The sequence below is a fragment of the Kitasatospora paranensis genome (assembly GCF_039544005.1).
GTDB lineage: Bacteria > Actinomycetota > Actinomycetes > Streptomycetales > Streptomycetaceae > Kitasatospora > Kitasatospora paranensis.
Map to the genome: position 1 here is coordinate 5,915,706 of NZ_BAABKV010000001.1, position 14,746 is coordinate 5,930,451.

12 protein-coding genes and 2 pseudogenes are annotated in these 14,746 nt (G+C 76.2%); 4 read left to right on the forward strand and 10 right to left on the reverse strand.

Annotated features, from left to right (window positions below; genetic code table 11):
* Nucleotides 1-342: 342 nt before the first annotated feature.
* Nucleotides 343-825, reverse strand: coding sequence for a DUF3000 family protein (locus tag ABEB13_RS28135; RefSeq protein ID WP_425559919.1), 483 nt, complete (start codon nucleotides 823-825; stop codon nucleotides 343-345).
* 402 nt (nucleotides 826-1,227) lie between these two features.
* On the opposite strand from ABEB13_RS28135, the gene hemE reads away from it, so the two are divergent.
* Nucleotides 1,228-2,247 (forward strand): uroporphyrinogen decarboxylase, encoded by a 1,020-nt coding sequence (gene hemE, locus ABEB13_RS28140; RefSeq protein ID WP_345709853.1) that lies wholly within the window; start codon nucleotides 1,228-1,230, stop codon nucleotides 2,245-2,247.
* Nucleotides 2,248-2,297: 50 nt separating this feature from the next.
* Here the strand turns inward: hemE and ABEB13_RS28145 are convergent, their stop codons facing one another.
* Complete coding sequence (locus ABEB13_RS28145; protein ID WP_345707677.1) at nucleotides 2,298-3,341, reverse strand: DUF4349 domain-containing protein; 1,044 nt, start codon at nucleotides 3,339-3,341, stop codon at nucleotides 2,298-2,300.
* Between the two features lie 174 nt (nucleotides 3,342-3,515).
* Nucleotides 3,516-3,839, reverse strand: a complete 324-nt coding sequence (cutA, locus tag ABEB13_RS28150; RefSeq protein ID WP_345707678.1) for a divalent-cation tolerance protein CutA — start codon at nucleotides 3,837-3,839, stop codon at nucleotides 3,516-3,518.
* An 86-nt stretch (nucleotides 3,840-3,925) separates the two neighbouring features.
* Here cutA and hemG point away from each other — a divergent pair, with 86 nt between their 5' ends.
* Nucleotides 3,926-5,332, forward strand: a complete 1,407-nt coding sequence (hemG, locus tag ABEB13_RS28155; RefSeq protein WP_345707679.1) for a protoporphyrinogen oxidase — start codon at nucleotides 3,926-3,928, stop codon at nucleotides 5,330-5,332.
* Nucleotides 5,329-6,042, forward strand: coding sequence for a hydrogen peroxide-dependent heme synthase (gene hemQ, locus ABEB13_RS28160; protein WP_345707680.1), 714 nt, complete (start codon nucleotides 5,329-5,331; stop codon nucleotides 6,040-6,042). Before hemG ends, hemQ begins: the two co-directional genes overlap by 4 nt.
* A 72-nt stretch (nucleotides 6,043-6,114) precedes the next feature.
* Here the strand turns inward: hemQ and ABEB13_RS28165 are convergent, their stop codons facing one another.
* From ABEB13_RS28165 to ABEB13_RS28175, 3 genes and pseudogenes are all read right to left on the reverse strand, one after another.
* Nucleotides 6,115-6,891 (reverse strand): TIGR04222 domain-containing membrane protein, encoded by a 777-nt coding sequence (locus tag ABEB13_RS28165; RefSeq protein ID WP_345707681.1) that lies wholly within the window; start codon nucleotides 6,889-6,891, stop codon nucleotides 6,115-6,117.
* A gap of 89 nt (nucleotides 6,892-6,980) precedes the next feature.
* Nucleotides 6,981-8,108 carry a TIGR04222 domain-containing membrane protein gene (locus tag ABEB13_RS28170; protein WP_345707682.1) on the reverse strand — a complete coding sequence of 376 codons (1,128 nt, stop codon included), beginning with the start codon at nucleotides 8,106-8,108 and terminating at the stop codon, nucleotides 6,981-6,983.
* 39 nt (nucleotides 8,109-8,147) lie between these two features.
* Nucleotides 8,148-9,480 (reverse strand): annotated as a pseudogene (locus ABEB13_RS28175) (MbnB/TglH/ChrH family RiPP precursor modification enzyme).
* A gap of 177 nt (nucleotides 9,481-9,657) precedes the next feature.
* On the opposite strand from ABEB13_RS28175, the gene ABEB13_RS28180 reads away from it, so the two are divergent.
* Nucleotides 9,658-10,575 carry a GNAT family N-acetyltransferase gene (locus tag ABEB13_RS28180; RefSeq protein ID WP_345707683.1) on the forward strand — a complete coding sequence of 306 codons (918 nt, stop codon included), beginning with the start codon at nucleotides 9,658-9,660 and terminating at the stop codon, nucleotides 10,573-10,575.
* Nucleotides 10,576-10,623: 48 nt separating this feature from the next.
* Here ABEB13_RS28180 and ABEB13_RS28185 read toward each other — a convergent pair whose 3' ends face one another.
* From ABEB13_RS28185 to murC, 4 genes and pseudogenes are all read right to left on the reverse strand, one after another.
* A complete protein-coding gene (locus ABEB13_RS28185) occupies nucleotides 10,624-11,112 on the reverse strand; it encodes a TerD family protein (RefSeq protein WP_345709854.1) in 489 nt (162 codons plus the stop codon).
* On the reverse strand, nucleotides 11,109-12,752 hold the full coding sequence (locus ABEB13_RS28190; RefSeq protein WP_345707684.1) for a restriction endonuclease: 1,644 nt from the start codon (nucleotides 12,750-12,752) through the stop codon (nucleotides 11,109-11,111). The genes ABEB13_RS28185 and ABEB13_RS28190 overlap by 4 nt, the downstream gene beginning before the upstream one ends.
* A gap of 110 nt (nucleotides 12,753-12,862) precedes the next feature.
* Nucleotides 12,863-13,257, reverse strand: a pseudogene (msrB, locus tag ABEB13_RS28195) (peptide-methionine (R)-S-oxide reductase MsrB).
* A gap of 55 nt (nucleotides 13,258-13,312) precedes the next feature.
* Nucleotides 13,313-14,719, reverse strand: a complete 1,407-nt coding sequence (gene murC / locus ABEB13_RS28200) for a UDP-N-acetylmuramate--L-alanine ligase (protein WP_345707685.1) — start codon at nucleotides 14,717-14,719, stop codon at nucleotides 13,313-13,315.
* Nucleotides 14,720-14,746: the final 27 nt, after the last annotated feature.

Below are 14,746 nucleotides of genomic sequence, written 5' to 3' on the forward strand. Positions count from 1 at the left end.
AACAATACGGACAATTCGCGCAGATGACTGATGCGACATGCCCTGAAATCGCACGGATTCGATCAAGATCGGTGCAGGATGATCAATTTGAGGCGGTTAATTGACACAGAGCGCGACCGAAGTCACACTCCGTCAGTCCTCCGGGTGGCGGGTCACCGGCGCGGTGGTCAGGTCCCCCGGAAGGGCACACTCCCCGGGCCGGGGCGCCGGTCGCGGCGCCCGGAACGCGCGGACCCGCCGGCGGGGGCGGGTCGCGGGAGCGGGGGCGCGCCCGTCCGGGCGGCAGCCCTCCGGGCCCCGGCCGGGCGTCGGTGCGGACGGGCCCTCAGCGCGGGCGGGCGTTCAGTGCGGGCGGGGCCGGCGGCGGGCCGGCATCGGGACGACCCCGCCGAGCGGCGGCGCCTCACCCGCGGGCAGGGCCGCGGCGGCGGCCGGCGGCAGCCCGGCGCAGATGCACAACAGGTCGCCCCAGGCCGCCAGGTGCCGGTCGAACCGGCCGTCGGCGGGCGTCCAGGACGCCCGCACCTCGATCTCGGTGGACCCGGGCCGTTCGGACAGGGCCCCGAAGTACTGGGAGGCGCAGCGGGTCACCGTGCCGCCCGGCTCGGCGTACCCGGCACCGTGCGCCTGGAGGGAGTCCATCAGCCAGGCCCAGCCCACCTCGCCCAGCATCGGGTCGCCGGCGATCTCCGGTTCCAGCTCGGCCCGGGTCATGGTGACCACCCGGAAGTCGCCGTTCCAGGCCTCCTGGCCGGCCGGGTCGTGCAGCAGCACCAGCCTGCCGTCCGCCAGCTCGTCGCCGTCCACCTCGACGGTGGCGGTCACCGCGTACGCGAAGGGGCCAGCCGGCGCGGGGCCGGCGCGGGGAGAGCAGCACCTCGGGGCGGAGCCGGGCCCCGGCCAGCGCCTCGACCGCACGGCGGAACTCGATCGGCGCCGCCTCCCTGTCCGTTCCGCCACCTTGTGCGGGGTGCCCGCCGACCGCTGCCATGAGGGGAAGCCTAGGTTGCCGATGCCTGCAATCCGAGCAACTTTCGCCGGTGCGGCGTGCCGTGGGCCCCACGGGTCGGGCATTCCGGACGAACCTACGAACCTCCTGCCCCGACCCGCCCCGCCGCGCGTGCGAAGATTCGACCTGTGAGTGAGACACCCGCGGAGACCCCCGCAGCCCAGCCCGGTCAGCATCCCCGTCAGGCCGCGGCGCGCCGCGGCGCCGCGTACGACTCCGTGTTCCTCCGCGCCGCCCGCAACGAGCCGGTGCCGTACACCCCGGTGTGGTTCATGCGCCAGGCCGGCCGTTCGCTGCCGGAGTACAACAAGGTGCGCGCGGGGATCCCGATGCTGGAGTCGTGCATGCGGCCCGAGCTGGTCAAGGAGATCACCCTCCAGCCAGTCCGCCGGCACAAGGTGGACGCGGCGATCTTCTTCAGCGACATCGTGGTGCCGCTCAAGGCGGTCGGCATCGACGTCGACATCAAGCAGGGCGTCGGCCCGGTCATCGCCGACCCCGTCCGCACCGCCGCCGACCTCCAGCGGCTGCGCCCGCTGGAGCCGGACGACGTGTCCTACATCACCGAGGCGGTCGGCCTGCTCGTCGACGAGCTCGGCACCACCCCGCTGATCGGCTTCGCCGGTGCGCCGTTCACCCTGGCCAGCTACCTCGTCGAGGGCGGCCCGTCGAAGTCGTACGAGAACACCAAGGCCATGATGTACGGCGAGCCCGAGCTGTGGGCCGCCCTGGTCGACCGGCTGGCCGATATCAGCGCCGCCTTCCTCAAGGTGCAGATCGAGGCGGGCGCCTCGGCCGTCCAGCTCTTCGACTCCTGGGCCGGCGCGCTCGCCCCCGACGAGTACCGCCGCTCGGTGCTCCCCGCCAGCACCAAGGTCTTCGACGCGGTGGCCCCGTACGGCGTGCCCCGGATCCACTTCGGCGTCAACACCGGCGAACTGCTCGGCCTGATGGGCCAGGCCGGCGCCGACATCGTCGGGGTCGACTGGCGGGTGCCGCTGAACGTCGCGGCCGACCGGGTCGGCCCCGGCAAGGGCCTGCAGGGCAACCTGGACCCGGCCGTGCTGTACGCGCCGACCCGCGTCGTGGAGACCAAGGCCCGCGAGGTGCTGCACGCGGCCCAGGCGATCGGCGACAGCGGCCACATCTTCAACCTCGGCCACGGGGTCATGCCGACCATGGACCCGGACGCGCTGTCCCGCCTGGTCGCCTTCGTGCACGAGGCCAGCGCCCGCTGACCCGCCGCGCGGCCGGCACCCCCGACGGGGGCGCCGGCCGCGCCGCGGGCTCACTCCTCGGCCGCGGGCGGCTGCGGCGCCGGTGCCTCCGCCGGTACGGGCGCCTGGGCCTGGGCCGGCACTCCGGGGTGCGGTCCGGGTGCCGGCCGGACGGGCGCCTGCCATCCCGGCGCCGGGGCCGGTGCGGTGCGGGGCCGGTCCTGCCTGCGGCGCAGCCACCGCCGGGTCAGCCACGCGCCCGGGACGAGCACCACCAGGAACGGCGCCAGCGCGGCGAACCCGATCGCCAGCGCCCGCAGGACGGTCACCAGCACGTGCCAGCCGCCGGCGAAGCCGTGGCCGATCGACGCCCAGAACCCGCGCGGCCTCGCCTTCGGCGCCGCGGCCGCGGCCGTCCGCTGCAGGTCGACGGTGATCGTCGACAGCGAGGTCTGCGCGGAGAGCTCCTGCTGCTGCCGCCTGAGCGACTCCAGGTCCGCCTCGCGCCGGGTCAGCTCGCTCTCCAGCGACACCACGTCGGCCAGCGACTTGGCGTCCGCCAGCAGCGCCCGCACCCGGTCCACCGAGGCCTGCTGGGTCTTCACCCGGCTCTCCACGTCGACGACCTGCTGGGTCAGGTCGTCGGCCTGGCTGGTGCGGGAGAGCACCGTGCCGAGCGCCGCCAGCTCGTCCAGCGTCCGCTCGTACCCCGCCGACGGGACCCGCAGCACCAGTTCGGCCTTGTACGGGCCGGTGCCGCCGCCCGACTCGGACTCGCCGCCCACAAAACCGCCGGCGGCCACCGCCAGCTGCCGTGCCCGGGCCGTGACCGCGCCCGGGTCGGCGCTCTCCAGCGCCACCCGGCCGGTGTACGCGATCGCCCGCCCGGCCGCCGCGTCCGCGCCCGGGGCGGCCGATCCGGCCGGCTTCTCCTGCCCCGACCCGGCGCCCGCCGTGCCCGCCTTGGGCGGCGCCGCGGCCGGTGCCGCCGCCGCGTCGGCGGCCCGCGCCCCGGAGGAGGAGGAAGCCCCCGACTCCGCCGCCGAGCATCCGCTCAGCAGCAGCACCCCCGCCAGTGCGCCGCCCGCGAGCGCCCGTCCTCTTCGACCCGTCATCCCGGTGTCCTCCCCGTCCTGTCCGCCGATCCGGTCGGACCATTGGACGACGGGAACAGCCGGCGGGATCCCGCCCGACGGTACCGACTCGATCACGGCCCGGACTCGTTCGGATGTACCCGAAACGGCCTGCGGGCAAAGGGTGTTGACGCAGTGTCGAGGCGATCCGCGGCGTCAGTGCCCGGTGGTCTCCGCCCCCACCCAGGCCAGGTAGTCCGGGCTCCCCGCCACCACCGGGACGGCGATCACCTCGGGCACCTCGTACGGATGCGCCGCCCGCAGGTGGGCCTCCAGCGCGGCGTACCGCTCGCCCGTCGTCTTCAGCACGACCCGCCACTCCTGCGCGGTGTCCACCGTGCCGCGCCACCAGTAGACGGAGGTCACCGGCCCCTCCACCTGCGCGCAGGCGGCCAGCCGCGCCGTCACCGCCGAACGGGCCAGCGCGGCCGCGGAGTCGGCGCTGTCGGTCGTCGTGGACACCGTCAGGAAGTCGGCCATGGCCCCGATCGTAGGCCCGCCCGGACCCCGGCCGCCCGCGGGCCGTCCGGACGGTCGCCCGCGTAAGGGGTGGCAGACTCGCTGCCATGGCAGATCCTCATGTCGTGGTGGTCGGCGGCGGTATCGCCGGGCTCGCCGCAGCGGTGTTCCTCGCCGACGGCCCGCACCGGGTGACGGTGCTGGAGGCGTCCGGGCGGGTCGGCGGGAAGCTGATGGCCGGCGAGGTGGGCGGTGTCCGGGTGGACCTCGGCGCCGAGTCCGTCCTCGCCCGCCGCCCGGAGGCGGTCGACCTGGCCCGCGCCGTCGGACTGGCCGACGCACTGGAGCCGCCGAGCACCGCCAAGGCCGCGATCTGGACGAGGGACGCGCTGCGCCCGATCCCCGGCGGCCAGGTCATGGGCGTCCCCGGCGACCTCGACGCGCTCGCCGCCTCCGGCGTCCTCACCCCGGAGGGCCTCGACCGGGCCCGGCACGAGCGGTCCGGCCCGCCCGTGGACGCCGACACCACCATCGGCGCGTACGTCGGCTCCCGGCTCGGCCAGGAGGTCGTCGACCGGCTCGTCGAACCCCTCCTCGGCGGCGTCTACGCCGGGCAGACCTCGGAGATCTCGCTGCGCGCGGCCGTCCCGCAGCTGCTGCCGATCGCCCTGGACGGCGGCCCGCTGGTCGACGGGGTACGGCGGCTGACCGGACGCGCGCAGGCGGCCGGCCCCGTCTTCCAGGGCATCCGCGGCGGCATCGGCACCCTCCCGGAGGCGGCCGCGGCGCACCTGCGCCGGGCCGGCGCCGACCTGCGCACCGACAGCCCCGTCGAGGAACTCCGCCGCACCCCGGACGGCTGGCGGGTGGTCGCCGGCGGCCGGGCGCTGCACGCCGACGCCGTGGTGCTGGCCGTCCCGGCCCCGCAGGCCGCCGCCCTGCTGCGGGCCGACGCCCCGGCCGCCGCCGCCGAACTGGCGACCGTCGAGTACGCCGGGATGGCGCTGGTCACCATGGCGTTCCACCGCGCGGACCTGGGCGAGCCGCCGCAGGGCTCCGGCTTCCTGGTGCCGCCGGTGGACGGCCGGTCGATCAAGGCCTCGACGTTCTCCTCCAACAAGTGGGGCTGGCTGGGTGCCGCCGCCCCCGACGCCTTCGTGCTGCGCACCTCGCTCGGCCGGCACCGTGAGGAGGCGGTGCTCGGCCTGCCGGACGAGGAGCTGGTCGCCCGCTCGCTCGCCGACCTCGGCCGCGCCGTGGGGCTGAGCGCACGGCCGTACGCCACCGCGGTGACCCGCTGGACGGGCGGCCTGCCGCAGTACCCGGTGGGGCACCTCGACCGGGTGGCCCGGATCCGGCGGTCGGTCGCGGCGGTCGGTGCCCTCGCCGTGTGCGGCGCGGCGTACGACGGCGTCGGCATCCCCGCGTGCATCGCCGGGGCCCGCCGCGCCGTCAACGAGGTGTTGACCCCGGCGGCCGGTGCCGCCCCGACGGAAGGGACAATGGGCGCATGACTGAGTCCACTGAACAGCAGCCCGCGAAGAAGAAGGCCCGCGACCTCAACCAGGTCATCCGCTACACCATGTGGTCGGTGTTCAAGCTCAAGGGCGAGCTGCCGGAGGACCGCGCCGCCCTCGCGGCCGAGGTGGACGAGCTGTTCGCCCAGCTCGCCGCCAAGGACGTCACGGTGCGCGGCACCTACGACGTCTCCGGGCTGCGCGCCGACGCGGACGTCATGGTCTGGTGGCACGCCGAGAACTCGGACGACCTCCAGGAGGCCTACAACCGCTTCCGCCGCACCGCGGCCGGGCGGGCCCTGGAGCCGGTCTGGTCGAACATGGCGCTGCACCGCCCCGCCGAGTTCAACAAGTCGCACATCCCGGCGTTCCTGGCCGACGAGCACCCGCGCGACTACGTCTGCGTGTACCCGTTCGTCCGTTCCTACGAGTGGTACCTGCTGCCCGACGAGGAGCGCCGGGCGATGCTCGCCGAGCACGGCAAAATGGCCCGCGGCTACCCCGACGTCCGGGCCAACACGGTGGCCTCGTTCGCGCTCGGCGACTACGAGTGGCTGCTGGCCTTCGAGGCGGACGAGCTGCACCGGATCGTGGACCTGATGCGCGACCTGCGCCCGTCCCGGGCCCGGCTGCACGTCCGCGAGGAGGTGCCGTTCTTCACCGGCCGCCGCAAGCCGGTCGCCGACCTGCTCGCCGGCCTGGCCTGAGCACCCGCAGGGCACCGGGGTGCGGCCGGCGGGCGCCGCGGGCCGCACCCCTCACGTCCGCGGGACCGTGCGTCAGGTCCGCAGGGCCGCCCGCAGCCGCGCGTCCGACAGCGCCGCCGGCCCGGCCATCGCCACTGCGGTGAGCAGCGCCTGCTCGGCGTCCCCGTGCGCGCCCACCGCCTGCCGCGGCACCCGGGCGGCCCGCAGCACCTCCAGCCCGGCCGGGGCCGCGAACCGGGTGTAGACGTGCACGTCGACCCGGGCCATCAGCAGGGTGCCGCCGGTCAGGATCAGCGGCAGCGCGAACCACGCCACCGCCGAGCCCGCGTCCGCCGTCCCCGGGGCGCTGACCGCCAGCGCGGCGCCCAGCAGGGCGAGGCACAGCAGCAGGGACCGCCGCACCTGCTGCACGGCGTGCGCGGTGCTCCGCCGCACCGCCTCCGGGGTGGCCAGCCCGGCGGTCGCCAGCCGGTCGCCGATCTCCCGGACGACCGGGTGCGCGGCCACGTCGCCGCGCAGGCCCGCGGTGCGGCACTGGCCCTCGGGGCCGATCGCCTCGATCAGGGCCCGTTCCAGCCGGGTGCGGCCGCGCGGGTCGACCACCGTCGTCCAGCCGGTGTGCGCCAGGTGCAGCCGCCCGCGTCCGGCCATCAGCACCAGGGCGAGTTCGACCACCCGGTCCGGCCCGCCGGCCAGGTACGCCGTCTCGTACAACCCGATCCCCACCGCCTCGGACGGGCGGGCCGGGCCGAGTGCGTCGAGCACGTCGGCCCTGGTGGTCAGCCGGACCAGCCGCAGGCAGGACAGGGCCGCGGCCGCGCAGGCAGGGATCAGGAGGAGCACCCACATGGGCTTGTTCTAGCCTTGCCGGAGGCGGCCGGGGAACCGCTGCCCGGCGCGCGATACCGAACTGTGACCGGCCGGGCCGCCCGCGCCCCTCAACTCGACCCGCAGCTGGAGCCGCAACTGGACCCGCAGCTGCTCGACGAGCCGCAGGAGCTCGACGAGGACCCGCACGAGCCGGACGAGGAACCGCAACTGCTCGACGACCCGCAGCTGCTCGACGACCCGCAGCTGCTCGACGAGCCGCAGGAGTGCGACGAGCCGCAGGAGTGCGAGGAGCCGCAGGAGTGCGAGGAGGAGCCGCAGCTGCTCGACCCGCCGCCGTCCGACCCGCCGGACCCGCCGGACCCGCACCAGGCCACCGGGCCCGGGTCCGAGCCGGCGGAGGGGAGGTAGGCGGAGCCGAAGGTCGCCGAGTACCCGCTCGAACCGGCCGCGAGGGCGGCCCGCGCCGACAGGGTCTCCCGCAGGTCCTCGTCCTCCAGGGTGTCCGCGCCGCCCAGCGCCATCGCGCCGAGCAGCAGCAGCCCGGCCGCACCGCCGGCGATGTACGGGGGCTGCCACGGGCCGCCGTGCCGCATCAGGGCGAGCTGGCGCCGGCCCGCGGGCGTGATCCGGCCCCTGGCGGGCCGGCTGGCCAGCAGGAGCACCAGGCCGACCGTCAACAGGATCAGGTACGGGAACATCGGCGGGACGACCGAGTCCCGCTCGTCCAGCGGCCGCGCGGCCCACACGGCCGTCATCACGATCCCGGTCACCAGGGTGGCCAGCAGGACCAGCCCGAGCCAGCGGCGGGCGCGGACCGTCCGCCGGTGCAGGTCGGGGCGGCGCATCAGGCCGCGGTCGGCCAGCCGGTCGCCGATCTGCTGCACGGCGGGGCTGCGCGCCACCGACCGGCGCAGTTCGTCCAGGTGGCAGCGGCGGCTGCCGCCCGCGGCCTCGACCACCGCAGCCTCCACCTCGCCCTGCGGCCGGATGTCGGTCACCGTGACCGTGCGGTCCCGGGCGACGATCAGCCGGCCCTCCTGCTCCATCCGCACCAGCGCGGTGTCGACCGCGCGCCCCGGGCCGCCGGCCAGGAACGCGGTGTCGAGCAGCGGCAGCCCCCGTCCGGGGAGCCCCTGCGGGTTCGGCACCCGGATCAGCCGGTTGTGCGCGCGCAGGGCCCGCAGCGCGGTCAGCGCCACCAGCACCGCCAGGATCACGTACTCAACGGTCCACATCTCTCGTCTCCCCCGATCCGCTCGGTCGTCCGCCTACCGCTACCGGCTGCTGCCGGTGCGCGCCCGCTCCGCCTGCTCCACCCGCTCCGCCCGCACCCGCTCCGCCCGGCCGGCGGCCGCCCGGACGGCCCGCAGCGCCCGTCGGACCGGCTGCACGGGTGCGGGCGACAGCAGGGCCACGAGGTCCGCCCGCCACGGTGCGGACGGCTCCGCCGCCAGCGCCCAGGCGGCGAACGCCCGGGCGTCCTCCCGGTATCCGCCGCGCTGCGGGCCGAGCCGGGCGTAGCGGTCGAACAGCGGCCGCCACGCGGCGCCCAGCAGCCGGGCGAGGTCCGGGGCCACCCGGGCCGCGGTGTCCCGCCGTTTGGCGGCCAGTGCCGCGGCCTGGGCGGCCACCTGCCCGGGGTCGAAGCCCGCGGGCACCTCGCCGCCCGCGACCAGGGCGGCCAGCAGGTCGGCCTGCTGCCGGGCCAGCCGCGCCCGGGCGACCGCCAGTTCGGCGTCGTCGCCGCGCAGCAGGTACTCGTCGCGCTCAGACACCGGCCGCCACCCCCTCCAGGACCGCCCGGACGGCCCGCAGTTCGCCGGCCAGCTCGGCCGGCGGCGGGAAGGCGTCGTCGCGCTCCAGCAGCACGCCCGGCGGTACGGCGCGGGCGCACAGCTCGGCCAGCACCTCCAGCACCGGGGCGGTGACCGGGTGGGCGTGCGTGTCGTGCCACACGCCGTCGATCTCGACCCCGCCGGCCACGTGCACGTAGGCGATCGCCTCCAGCGGCAGCCGGTCGAGTTCGGCGGCGACGTCCAGGCCCAGGTTCACCCGGTTGGTGTGCAGGTTGGCGACATCGACCAGCAGCTGCACGCCTGTCCGCCCCACCAGTTCCGCGAGGAACTCGCCCTCGGTCAACTCGTCGTCCGGCCAGGCCAGGTGGGCCGCGATGTTCTCCAGCGCGAGCGGTACCGGCAGCTGGTCCTGGGCGATCCTGACGTTCTGTGCGACCACCCGCAGGGCGTCCCGGGTGCGGGGCACCGGCAGCAGGTGCCCGGCCTCCAGCCCGCCGGCCCGGACGAACGCCAGGTGCTCGGTGACCAGCGGCGCCCCCAGCGCCTCGGCCACCCCGGCGAGCCGGGCCAGCCGGTGGGAGGCGGGCGGCTCGGCGCCCCCGATGCCCAGCGACACCCCGTGCGGCACCACCGTGACACCGCGGGCGCGCAGCACCTCCAGCGAGCGCGGCAGGTGTCCGGCGCAGACGTTCTCCGCCACCACCTCCACCCAGTCCACGCCGGGCAGCCGCTCCACCGCGGTGTCGATCTCCGCGCGCCAGCCCACCCCCACCCCGAGCCGCGCCGGCGGTACCCCGGTCGAATCGCCCATGCCCGTCCCCCCGTCTTCCTGCTGCTGAGGGTGTATCCGCGGGGGCTCCGCTGCCAACCTCCAACCCCTGAACTCAGAGCGGAACTTGAGCTTTCCCCGGGTCCGGGTCCGGGCCGGGGCCGAGTGGCCGGATATTCAGCGGCGCGGCGGCGGCCCACTGGTTAACGTGACGTGTCTATGACGCTCACGATCCGCGCCTTCCGGACCTCCGATGCCGAGGCGGCCTGCGCAGCCCTCCGCGCCGGCCGCCCGTACCTCGTCACCACCCCCGCCGCCGTCGCCTGGCAGCTCGCCACCCATCCGCACCTGCGGATGCTGCTCGCCGTCCGGGACGGCGCGGTGGCCGCCGTCGCCCGCTACGGCCCCTACCCGGACAGCGCGAGCCCCGGGTACGGCTTCGCGACCCTGCACGTGGTGCCCGACCGGCGCCGCCGCGGCACCGGCGGCGCGCTGCTGGACGCCACCGAGCGGGCCCTCGCCGCCGAGGGCGTCCGCCACCTGCATGTCCGCGCCGACCACACGGCGGCCGCGCACGCCTTCGCCACCGCCCGCGGCTACCGGGCGGGCCGGATCGCCCACGTCTCCCGCTGCGACCTGACCGGCCCGCTGCCACCGGTGCCCGCCGCCCCGCCGGGCATCGAGCTGCGCACCGCGGCCGACTTCCTCGACGACCCGCGCCCGATCCACCAGGTCGACGTCGAGGGCACCCGGGACGAGCCCGGCGACCTCCAACTCGGCGACCAGGGCTACGAGTCCTGGCTGGCCGAGATCTGGCACCGGCCCGACCTGGACCACCGGCTCACCACCGTCGCGGTCGACGCCGCCGACGGCCGGCCGGTGGCGTTCGCGGCCGCGCAGACCGACGGCGAGGGCCGCTACTGGTCGTCGTTCACCACCACCCGCGGCGCCTACCGCGGCCGCGGCATCGCGAAGCTCGCCAAGGCCGACTCGCTGCACCGCGCCCGCGCGGCCGGCCTCGGCGCGGCCTACACCCACAACGACGCCGCCAACGCGCCGATGCTGGCCGTCAACGCGTGGCTCGGCTACCGCCGTTGCGCCGCCGAGCGGACCTGGACGCGCGACCTGACCGGCTGACGCCCGGCCGGCCGGCGCCACCCGCCCGGCCGGGCCGGCGGCGTCCGTTCAGGCCACGTCGACGCCGTGCGCCCGGGCCAGGCCCGCCAGACCGTCCGCCCAGCCCTGGCCGACCGCGCGGATCTTCCAGACCTCGGCGCCGTTGCCGGGGCGGTGCCGGTAGACCTCGGCGACCAGCATCGCCGAGACCGCCGGGTCGGCGGGCGGCCGGAACGCCCAGGCCGTGCCGTCGGCGCCGGTCAGCAGCAGTTCGGCGTCCCGGAGATGGGCGCAGCTGAGCTGCTGGTCGACGTCCATGGTGACCGACAGGGCGATCCGCCGGACCCTGGCGGGCAGGTCGGCCAGCCGCAGCACCGCGCTCTCGCCCCGCCGCCCGTCCGCCGTCTCCTCGGCGGGGGAGAGGGCGACGGCACCGTCGGCGGCGCCGGGCTGGTGGTAGAAGACGAAGTCGTCGTCGCCGCGGACGAGGCCGTCCTCGCCGAGCAGCAGCAGGGTCAGGTCGGCGGCGGCCCCGGTGTGCGAGAACCGGGCGGTCAGCGCGGCGGCCGCGGCCGGGGGAGCACGGCGTTCTGCCCGGGGGTGAGGCCGGTGGCGGCCGCTGCCGGCGCCGCGGCCGGTGCGGCGGCGGTGTCCCGCTCCGGCGGACCACCGAGCCGCCCGGGCAGGCCCTGCTCGTGCAGCAGGGCCACCAGCATCGGGCCGTCCACCAGGGTCAGCGGCCGGCCCTCCACCCAGCGGCGGGAGCCGGGGCCGAAGCCGGAGGTGGTGACCAGGATGCCCCGGTTGGCGCCCTGCCGCTGCATCGTGGCGTCCAGGTCCCGGACGGCGGTGGGCGGCACGGTGTGCCGGTAGCGCTTGGCCTGGATGACGATCTGCCCGCCGGTGATCGGATCCGGGTCCTCGGCGAGCACGTCCACCCCCTCGTCGCCGCTGCGGGCGGTCGTCCGGGTGTGCAGCCCGCGGCGCCGGAAGAGTTCGGCGATCAGCTCCTCGAATGCGATCGGGTCCATGGTGAACAGGTCGGGGCCCTCGCCGGCCCGCGCCGGGCCGCCGGGCGCGGCGGCGGGCGCCCGGCCGGACGGGCGGTGCGCGGGGACGGCCTCGGGCCGGTCCGGCCGCGCGGACAGCCGGCCGTGCAGGGCCTCCACCAGGCAGTCCACCGCCGAGACCCGCTCCAGGTCCAGCGCGAGGAAGGCGTCCCGCTCGGCCGCGACCGTAGCCAGGCAGCGGCTCTCCTCCCGCCCGGTGGCCGGGTCGACGGCCTGGACGACGCCGTTCACCGCGACCGACCGGAGCAGCCCCCGCTCGTCCGCCCGGAACGCCTCGGTCAGCACCCGCAGGACGCACTGGGCGAGGATCTCGCGGTGCAGCGCGCGGCGTTCCGTGAGCGGGCGGGCCACCTCGGCGTCCCGGTCGTCGGTCTTCACGTACCGGTGGCGGGCCACGGCCGGGACGACCGAGAAGTCCGGCAGCGCCCATTCGATCGTCAGGTGTCCCGCCCCGGCGTCCCAGTGGGCCTCCGCGGCGTGCGGGAAGCCCTCCGGCCAGTCCCGGCGCCAGCCCAGTGCGGTCTCGAAGTAGCCGGCGACGGCGTCGGCGTGCCCGGTGGCGAGCCGCTCGGCCAGCTGCCGGCCGTGCTCCGCGGCCTGCCGACGCTCGCCCAGCCAGTGCTCGAACTCGGCCCGGTGGTCGGCGAGTCGGGCGAGCCGCTGCTGCTCGGCGGCCTGCGCGGCGTACCAGTCCCGTTCGAAGGCGGCGCGGGCGTGCGCGGCCTGCTCGTCCCACTGCCGCCGCGCGTGCGGGTCGCGGGCCTGCGGGCCGGTGAGCGGCGGCGCCGTGTACCGGCCCTGATCCGGCATCGGCACCGGCAGCCCGAGTGCCCCGGGATCGAAGGCGGGGGCGGGGGCGGCGAGTTCGGCCGGCCGGAAGGCCGGTCCGCGCAGCCCGGCCGTGAGGGTCCCGCGCAGTTCGGCGACCCGCTGCTCGACCTCGGCGGTGCGCCGGGCGGCGTCCGCCTCGCGGCCGAGCCGGTAGCTGCGCAGGGCCTCCTTCTGGCCCTGGGCGGCGGCGCGTTCGGCGTCCCGCCGGGCCCGCTCGTACTGCCGCTGGGCGGCGGCGTCGGCCCGGCGCCGGGCCTCCTCCCGGCGGTGCTGCTGCCGCTGGGCCTCCGCCAGCATCGCCAGAACTCCGGAACTGCGACGCCCTGCCACCGTGGTCCTCTCGTGCCGTCCGATCCGATGATCAGTCTGGCACGGTGTGGACCACCGGTGACAGGGCGTGCGCGGTCTCAGTCCTCCGCGGGGCGGAGCTTCAGCGAGATGCTGTTGATGCAGTACCGCTGGTCGGTCGGGGTGCCGTAGCCCTCGCCCTCGAAGACGTGGCCCAGGTGGCTGCCGCAGCGGGCGCAGCGCACCTCGACCCGGCGCATGCCGAACGTGGTGTCCTCGATGTACTCGACCCGGTCCTCGGCGAGCGGGGCGAAGTAGGACGGCCAGCCGCAGTGGCTGTCGAACTTGGTCTCGCTGCTGAACAGCTCCGCGCCGCAGGCCGGCAGCCGTACACCCCGACCGTCTTGGTGTCGGTGTACTCGCCGACGAACGCCCGCTCCGTCCCGGCCTCGCGGAGCACGTGGTACTCGGCCGGGGTCAGCTCGGCACGCCATTCGGCGTCGGTCTTCTGGATCTCGTGCGTGCGGGTCTCGTGCTTCGGCGAATCATGGCTCACGGCAGGCCTCCCATCAGGCACCCGGTGCAACGTCCGCGAGCTGCGCCAGAATTTCCGGACCGAGGTTGGTGACGTCGCCGGCGCCCATGGTGAGCACCAGGTCGCCGGGCTTGGCCATGCCGGCCAGCCGCGCGGGCGCGGCCGCGAAGGCGTGCTCCTCGGCGACGTCGGCACCGGCCCGGCGGGCCGCGTCAATGATGAGTTCGCTGGTCACGCCGGGGATCGGGTCCTCGCGGGCCGGGTAGATGTCGAGCACCACGGAGGCGTCGGCCAGCGCCAGCGCCTGCCCCATCTCCTCGGCGAGCTGCTGGGTGCGGCTGAACAGGTGCGGCTGGAAGACCACCAGCACCCGGCCGCCGCCGGCCGCCTCCCGGATGGCCTCCAGGTCGGCGCTCATCTCGGTCGGGTGGTGGGCGTAGGAGTCGATCACCTGGACGCCCGCGGCCTCGCCCTTGAGCTGGAGGCGGCGGCGCACCCCGGTGTAGCTGCCGAGCGCCTTGGCCAGGTCGGCGGCGGGCACGCCCAGCGCGACACCGGCGGCCAGTGCGGCGACGGCGTTGTGCGCGTAGTGCCGGCCCGGGACGGAGACCGTGAACGCCAGCTCGGCGCCACCGATCTCCACGGTGACCTCGCTGGTCATCCCGCGGGCGGCCACCGACAGCACCCGCACGTCGGCGTCCTCGGCGGCACCGACGGTGACCACGTTCAGGCCCTCGCGGCCGGCCACCCGCGAGGTCAGCTCGCGGGCCCCCGCGTGGTCGGCGGAGACGACCAGCGTCCCGCCGGGCACGATCCGGCCCACGAAGGTCTCGAACGACTCGTAGATCTCCTCGATCGAGGCGTAGTTCGCGTGGTGGTCCAGCTCCACGTTGAGGACGATCGCGACCTCGGGGGCGTACTTGTGGAAGCTCCGGTCGCTCTCGTCGGCCTCGGCGACGAACACCTCGCCGGCGCCGTGGTGCGCGTTGGAGCCGGGCGCGTCGAGGTCGCCGCCGATCGCGTAGGACGGGTCCAGGCCCAGCTCGGCGAGGCTCACCGCGAGCATGCTGGTGGTGGTGGTCTTGCCGTGGGTGCCGGCCACCGCGAGCGCGCGGCGCCCGCCCATCAGGGCGGCCAGCGCGTCGGAGCGGTGCACCACCGGGACGCCGCGCTCGCGGGCGGCCACCAGCTCGGGGTTGTCGGCGCGGATCGCGCTGGAGACGACCACGCTGCTGGTGCCCGCCGGCAGGTTCTCGGCGGCGTGGCCGACCGCGACCGCGGCGCCGAGCGCGCGCAGGGCCAGGACGGTCTCGGACTCCTTGGAGTCGCTGCCCGAGACCTTGGCGCCGCGCACCGCGAGGATCTTCGCCAGGCCGGACATCCCGGCGCCGCCGATGCCGATGAAGTGCGGGGCGTGCAGGTCGTGCGCGGCGTCGTTCAAGGGATGCTCCGTACAGCCGGGGACTGG